The following is a 1073-nucleotide window of genomic DNA, read 5'->3' as shown; positions in this document are numbered from 1 at the left end:
CAAGAGCGGGCTCCTCGTCGCCATCTTCGACAGGCTCATCGAACAGGTGCACCTGGCCCGGCGGGGCTCGGTCACCCCGCCGTCATCCGCGACCGGCACCCCGTGCGCGGCTCGCGTGATGTCGCTCCTGACACCGTTCCTCGACCTCTTCACCAACCGCCCAGAGCTCGCCAGGGCGTACGCCTCGATCCTCGTCGCCGGGAACCACTCCTCCACCGTCTTCACCGAACTGTCCACGACGCTGGTGGACGAGATCCGTGACGTGCTCGACGAGGGCGGCTACCCGGGAACGCGCGACCCCACCTCGCTGGCGACCGCGATCTACTTCGCCTACATCGGATCGCTGTTCGGCTGGGCGGCCGGTTCCGACGACGAGGCCACCACGATCAGTGATCGTCTGCACGACACCATCACCACGATCTGCTCCAGTGAGGAACGCTCAACATGACACTCGTCCCCGCCCTCTGGTGGCTCCCGGCGGCGCTTGCCTCGGTGCTCCTCCTGGACGCGGCGCTCTCGATCCGACCGCCGAAGTTCATCCGCGACTGCCTCGACGGGGTGGGCTTCCCCCGGGAGTGGTGGTGGACCCTCATCGTCATCAAGGCACTGGCGAGCGCGGGACTCATCGTCGGCATCTGGGTTCCCGGAGTCGGGGCCACCGCGAACGCCGGAGTCGTGGCCTACTTCCTGTGCGCCTCGTACGCGCACGTCCGAGCACGTTTCCTCCGACAGGAGTTCTGGGTCAACTGCCTGGGGCTGCTCGCCTTCTCCGTGGCGGTGTTCGTGTTCTCGTACCTGGTCTAGCCGCCACGAGCACCGCCGGGGTCACGCGGCGCTCCGCTGCGGACCAGCGTGCGGAGGGCACAGCCCCCAGGTCCAGCACGGTGGGGCCTGTCGGCCCGGTGACCGGTGGCCCCGCCGCTCGAGCGCCGGAGCAGCCGGCGGTGGGCGTTGGCCCCTCGCGGCCGGGGGCGCCCATCCCCGCCCCGGACCCGGCGACCGGGACCGAGGGGCGAACCCGCGACGAGAACGCCCTGATCGGGTTCTCCCAGCGGCGTTGTCGGCACCGGGCC

Annotated in this window: 2 protein-coding genes; both read left to right on the top strand. The window is 70.4% G+C overall.

Annotated features, from left to right (window positions below):
• Positions 1-448, top strand: a 448-nt coding sequence (locus ACTIDRAF_RS30825) for a hypothetical protein (protein ID WP_016701157.1), incomplete at its 5' end; no start/stop codon positions are given.
• On the top strand, positions 445-804 hold the full coding sequence (locus ACTIDRAF_RS0223570) for a DoxX family protein (protein ID WP_016701156.1): 360 nt from the start codon (positions 445-447) through the stop codon (positions 802-804). The genes ACTIDRAF_RS30825 and ACTIDRAF_RS0223570, both read left to right, overlap by 4 nt.
• The last annotated feature ends 269 nt before the right edge of the window (positions 805-1073 follow it).

This window comes from Actinoalloteichus spitiensis RMV-1378, assembly GCF_000239155.1.
GTDB lineage: Bacteria > Actinomycetota > Actinomycetes > Mycobacteriales > Pseudonocardiaceae > Actinoalloteichus_B > Actinoalloteichus_B spitiensis.
The sequence above is the reverse complement of the archived record's forward strand: the minus strand, read 5'-3'. Positions and strand labels throughout refer to the sequence as shown.

Bases quoted from the DNA above. Each gene is read 5' to 3' on its own strand.
- ACTIDRAF_RS0223570 (WP_016701156.1), top strand. From the start codon at position 445: ATGACACTCGTCCCCGCCCTCTGGTGGCTCCCGGCGGCGCTTGCCTCG.